The sequence below is a fragment of the Staphylococcus agnetis genome (assembly GCF_002901865.1).
Taxonomy (GTDB): Bacteria; Bacillota; Bacilli; order Staphylococcales; family Staphylococcaceae; genus Staphylococcus; species Staphylococcus agnetis.
In genome coordinates this window covers 1-3,942 of record NZ_PPQF01000110.1, presented here as the reverse complement: position 1 = coordinate 3,942, position 3,942 = coordinate 1, and the positions used below count along the sequence as shown (strand labels likewise).

The 3,942-nt window shown below is 38.3% G+C and carries 4 protein-coding genes and 1 rRNA gene; all 5 read right to left on the bottom strand.

Going from position 1 to position 3,942, the window contains the following annotated elements:
• A 16S ribosomal RNA gene (locus CD172_RS11995) occupies positions 1-69 on the bottom strand; the annotation flags it as partial.
• Between the two features lie 406 nt (positions 70-475).
• Positions 476-1,072 carry a recombination mediator RecR gene (gene recR / locus CD172_RS11990; protein ID WP_037564912.1) on the bottom strand — a complete coding sequence of 199 codons (597 nt, stop codon included), beginning with the start codon at positions 1,070-1,072 and terminating at the stop codon, positions 476-478.
• A gap of 1 nt (position 1,073) precedes the next feature.
• Positions 1,074-1,394 carry a YbaB/EbfC family nucleoid-associated protein gene (locus CD172_RS11985; protein ID WP_037564914.1) on the bottom strand — a complete coding sequence of 107 codons (321 nt, stop codon included), beginning with the start codon at positions 1,392-1,394 and terminating at the stop codon, positions 1,074-1,076.
• 97 nt (positions 1,395-1,491) lie between these two features.
• Positions 1,492-3,174, bottom strand: coding sequence for a DNA polymerase III subunit gamma/tau (dnaX, locus tag CD172_RS11980; protein ID WP_037564916.1), 1,683 nt, complete (start codon positions 3,172-3,174; stop codon positions 1,492-1,494).
• 65 nt (positions 3,175-3,239) lie between these two features.
• A complete protein-coding gene (locus CD172_RS11975) occupies positions 3,240-3,752 on the bottom strand; it encodes a GNAT family N-acetyltransferase (RefSeq protein ID WP_103346475.1) in 513 nt (170 codons plus the stop codon).
• Positions 3,753-3,942: the final 190 nt, after the last annotated feature.

Here is a 3,942-nt window from a genome sequence, read left to right as displayed (position 1 = left end):
TCGCTCGACTTGCATGTATTAGGCACGCCGCCAGCGTTCATCCTGAGCCAGGATCAAACTCTCCATAAAAGAAGTAAGCTTGATATAGCTCGTTGATTAGTTAAGCCAATCACTCTTGAAAGTACGTTGCGTACTCAAAATTATTGGAATTAACGTTGACATATTGTCATTCAGTTTTCAATGTTCATGCGTCGTTTTCTTTCGACTCGACAAGAATTAATTATACACACTTTCGATTCTCAAGTCAACAACTTTTTAAAATAATTTTTTCGTTGTGTTTCGCAATCACTTTTGTGCCGCTCAACAAGATATAACTATACAGGCATTTATCATTATGCACAACGCTAAAAATTACACTCTATACAGCTTTTTGAAAACAAAACGCCTGTTTTACAACATTTAATCAAGAAAATAACTGATATCTTCGCTTAAAGCTTGGAAGATATCAGTTATTTGTATCAAGGTGGATGTCTGTCTACATTTCAGTCCTACCAGAGATGGCTTTTGATAAAGTGACTTCATCCGCATATTCTAAGTCGCCACCTACAGAAAGACCTTGTGCCAATCGTGTGACACGAATGCCTAAAGGTTTTACCAACCTAGAAATATACATCGATGTAGATTCACCTTCTAAGTTTGGATTCATCGCTAAAATCAATTCTTCTACTTCTTCGTCTTTTAAGCGATCAATGAGCGCTGGGATGTTAATATCTTCTGGCCCAATACCATCCATCGGCGAAATGGTACCATGTAATACATGATACAACCCTTTGTATTCCTTCATTTTTTCCATTGCGATGACATCTTTATCATCTTCTACCACACATATAATAGAACGGTCTCGTTGTTTGTCTTCACAAATATAGCACGGGTCTTGTTCTGTGATATGTCCACACGTACTACAATAAGTCAGTTCACGTTTAACATCCACAAGTGCTTTGGCAAATTGTACGACGTCATCTTCTTTCATATCTAATACATGAAAAGCCAGACGTTGCGCCGTTTTCGGGCCAATGCCTGGCAATTTCATGAAACTGTCAATCAGTTTAGAAATAGGTGCTGGATAATGCATCTTACATCATTCCAGGAATGTTAAGACCTTTAGTATGCTTGCCTAAACGTTCTGCAGTTAAATCATCCGCTTTAGACATCGCTTCATTTGTAGCAGCTAACACTAAGTCTTGTAACATTTCTACATCTTCAGGATCTACAACTTCTTCGTTGATTTGTACATCTACAACTTCTTTATGACCAGATACGATGACTTTCACCATACCGCCGCCAGCAGTACCTTCTACTTTTTCTTCTTTTAATTTTTCTTGTTCATCTGCCATTTTCTTTTGCATTTTTTGCATTTGCTTCATCATTTGTTGCATATTTCCGCCACCGCGCATATTCATCTTCCTCCTAAAAATAATTCTTCTTTCATATAATAGAGGGGTGTTACCCCTTTAGATTCGTTTACAATTATACATACCTTTCAGACGATTGTCATGTTTCGTCTTCGATAACATGTACGGTATCTTCTCCAAACAAGTCTTTCGCTTTTTGAACGACATTATCTTGTTGTTGAGGTGTCGTTTGTTGTGTTTTGCCATGTTTACGCTGGTCTATATAGTCACTTCGTACTTGCATCCATTTATCAGCTGGAACACCCACAACTTCGACTGATTTATTAATAATGTCACGAACGACATTTTCAATACTTTCTTTCTTTTCATTATCTCTTTTTAAAATTTCACAATGAATTTCATCTTCAAATTTCACAAGCACTTTATCTTCACTTGCCGCTACAGGTTCTGAATTTTGTAATAAACTCACCAATGCTTTTTGGTCACGATCTTTTGCATACTGAATAACATCGGCCCAACGCTCTTTAATACGGGCAATATCTTCCTTATTCGCTTTATCCAATACTTTTGCAATTTGTTCCACAGAATAGGTAGAACCCCCACCACGACGTTTCGTTTGTTTAGGCTTAGGTGGTGCACTTTGACCTGTAAACCCTTGAGATTTCAATGTCCGTAATTCAGATTCTAATGCTTCCATACGTCTGACCATCGCATCATTACTTTCAGAAGGTGCATGATTGACGACAACGTCACCCGTTTGTGCCACTTCTTTAATCATTTCAGATAACTTTACAAGCAATACTTCAAAATGCACATTTTGATTGACGCTGAAACGTATCGATACGAGCGTATCATTAATAATATCAATCATTTTATATAAAATTTCTAAGTCGTATTGAACGAGCGCATCAAACGTTGGCGTTTCACCTGTCGTTTTAATCATAATCGTATCGCGCACGAAGTAAATCATATCGTTAATGAGGCGATTGACTTCTTTACCTTCACTGACAAAACTGTGATACCGTTCAAATGCGGCATGAACATCACCTTGTACCACATCTTGAAATAGTGCGTTTAAGTCTGATTCATCCAAACTTCCCGTCACATCTAATGCGTCTTTAAGTGTTAAACGGTCATCACCAAAAGCAATAGCTTGGTCCATAATACTTAACGCATCGCGCATGCCCCCTTCTGATACTTTTGCAATAAACGCTAATGCGTCTTGATCATAAGCAATGCTTTGTGATTCGGCAACATATTGCAAGCGTTCGACAATGCTGTCAGTATTAATGGCTTTAAAATCAAAGCGCTGTGCACGCGAAATGATTGTAGGGGGTATTTTGTGAGGTTCAGTCGTTGCCAAAATAAAAATGGCGTGTGCTGGTGGTTCTTCTAACGTTTTTAATAGCGCGTTAAATGCGCCTGTTGTCAGCATATGAACCTCATCGATAATGTACACTTTATACTTAGACTGACTTGGTGCGTATTTAACTTTATCACGGATGTTACGAATCTCATCGACACCATTATTACTCGCTGCATCGATTTCTATAACGTCTGAATTCGTCCCTTGTGTGATACTTACACAGCTCGCGCATTCATTACACGGTTCACCGTCTGAACGCGTCTCACAATTCATCGCTTTTGCGAATATTTTAGCGATACTCGTCTTACCAGTACCCCTTGGCCCGCTAAAAATATACGCATGTGATTGTTTCTCTTTAGCGATGGCATTTTTCAATGTTTTTGTGACATGCGTTTGACCAACAACATCTTCAAAACTTTGTGGTCTAAACATTCGGTACAATGCTTGATAATTCACTATGGCACCTCCGTTTTTACAATAGTCTCATTATAGCATGTCTACTTTAAATTGTATGTGTATACTCAATCAAAATCGGATGAAACATACGCAATTTCTCCATGGGGTGGACTTTCAAGCGTATCCCATAAAAATTTTACGAATGTTTGCGTTTGTAACGCATGATTTGCATGCGTAATGCCATGTTGGGAGGCCAGTTCATATCCTAACGGCTCAAAATATGCTTGTTGACCGACGACAATCATCGTTGTATATTCTAGCGCTTGTGCACGTTCCTCTAACGCACGAACGAGCGCTTTCCCTAATCCCATCTGTCGATATGAAGTTTTTACAGATAGAGAAGCTAACATTAACGCATGATACTCCTCTTGTTCGCTTTTGATGTGTATCGGTGTACATAAGGCATGACCGATAATATCACCCGCTTCATCCTTCGCGATTACTTCAAGTTCATAATGATACTCAGGGGCCAATCGTAATTGTTGTATACGTTCATAAGCATTAGCGTCCGCGTCTTGAATCATTTCAAGCGAAGGTTCACAGTCATTTTCTGTTAATGTACTTATATATACAGACATTTCATCGCTCCTTTCTTTACATACAATAATTACGCACATTATATCAAAATTACGTATGCCATACGTTGATAAACTGTGAAAACGACAAGATAAAAAAAGGGGCTGGGACATAGGGTTTCAGCTTCCAAGAAAAACACCACAAAAATCACTTCAAAAGATTTTGTGGTGTTTTTTCATTTGAATTCTACTT

Coding starts and splice junctions, on each gene's coding strand:
- recR (WP_037564912.1), bottom strand. CDS start 1,072: ATGCATTATCCAGCACCTATTTCTAAACTGATTGACAGTTTCATGAAA.
- CD172_RS11975 (WP_103346475.1), bottom strand. CDS start 3,752: ATGTCTGTATATATAAGTACATTAACAGAAAATGACTGTGAACCTTCG.
- CD172_RS11985 (WP_037564914.1), bottom strand. CDS start 1,394: ATGCGCGGTGGCGGAAATATGCAACAAATGATGAAGCAAATGCAAAAA.